The following is a 1,479-nucleotide window of genomic DNA, read 5'->3' as shown; positions in this document are numbered from 1 at the left end:
CGCGGCGATGTCAGCCGGCACGCCGAGCTTGTTCAGGCGCTTGGCGATGGCGCGCGCGATGATCGCCGGCGTCAGGTCGGCCTTGGCGCGCAGCAGCCAGTTCTGGCTCGGGTTGGGCATGCCCCACTCGCCACCGGAGTGGTCGCCCGCGACTTCGTCGAACTTGCCCAGCACGTCCGGACGCACGTCGGCGCGCCAGTTGTAGAGCTGCTCCTTGATCTGGTATTCGATGACCTGGCGCTTTTCCTCGACCACCAGGATCTCCTGCAGGCCCATGGCGAAGTCGCGCGTGATGGTGGCCTCCAAAGGCCAGACCACGTTGACCTTGTGCAGGCGGATGCCCAGGCCGCGGCAGGTGTCGTCGTCCAGCCCCAGGTCGACCAGCGCCTGGCGCGTGTCGTTGAAGGCCTTGCCGCTGGCGATGATGCCGAAGCGGTCGTTCTGGCCTGCGATGACGTTGTAGTTGAGCTTGTTGGCGCGGATGTAGGCCAGGGCGGCATACCACTTGTAGTCCATCAGGCGCGCCTCCTGCTCCAGCGGCGCGTCGGGCCAGCGGATGTGCAGGCCGCCCGGCGGCATGGCGAAGTCTTCGGGGGTGATGATCTGCACGCGGTCGGGGTCGACCGACACGCTGGCCGAGGACTCGACCACCTCCTGGATGGTCTTCATGCCCGACCAGACGCCCGAGAAGCGGCTCATGGCGAAGGCGTGCAGGCCCATGTCCAGGATGTCCTGCACATTCGACGGGAAGAACACCGGCAGGCCGCAGGCCTTGAAGATGTGGTCGCTCTGGTGCGCGGCGGTGGAGCTTTTGGAAATGTGGTCGTCGCCGGCGATGGCGATCACGCCGCCGTGCTGCGCCGTGCCGGCCATGTTGGCGTGCTTGAACACGTCCGAGCAGCGGTCCACGCCCGGGCCCTTGCCGTACCANTCGTCCTCGCTGCCGTGCGGCAGGGTCGAGCTGCGGCAGGCGTGGTCGTCGGCGGCCAGCGCCAGCACGCCCCCGTGCTGCGAGGTGCCGGCGGCATTGGCGTGCTTGAACACGTCGCCGCAGCGGTCCACGCCCGGGCCCTTGCCGTACCAGATGCCGAACACGCCGTCGAACTTTTTGCTCTGCGGGTACAGGTCGAGCTGCTGCGTGCCCCACACGGCGGTGGCACCCAGCTCTTCGTTGACGCCGGGCTGGAACACGATGTTGTTCGCCGCCAGGTGCTTCTTGGCGGCCCACAGCGACTGGTCGTAAGTGCCCAGCGGGCTGCCGCGGTAGCCGCTGATGAAGCCGGCGGTGTTCAGGCCGGCGGCGGCGTCGCGCTGGCGCTGCAGCATGGGCAGGCGCACCAGGGCCTGCACGCCGCTCATGAAGGCGCGGCCATGTTCGAGGGCGTATTTGTCGTCGAGCGAAACCGTTTCCAGGGCTTGGCGGATGTGCTCGGGCAGGGGGGCGTTCATGGGCTTGTCTCCAGCAGGGAAATCGTGGGA

1 pseudogene is annotated in these 1,479 nt (G+C 67.9%); it reads right to left on the bottom strand.

Features of this window, described 5'->3' with window-relative positions:
• Positions 1 to 1,449: pseudogene (locus QZH66_RS15980) on the bottom strand (hypothetical protein); the annotation flags it as partial.
• Between the last annotated feature and the right edge of the window lie 30 nt (positions 1,450 to 1,479).

This window comes from Stenotrophomonas sp. YIM B06876 (assembly GCF_030711595.1).
In the GTDB taxonomy this organism is placed as follows: domain Bacteria; phylum Pseudomonadota; class Gammaproteobacteria; order Xanthomonadales; family Xanthomonadaceae; genus Stenotrophomonas.
Note: the sequence above shows the minus strand (reverse complement) of the source record. Positions and strands in the feature narration are given on the sequence as shown.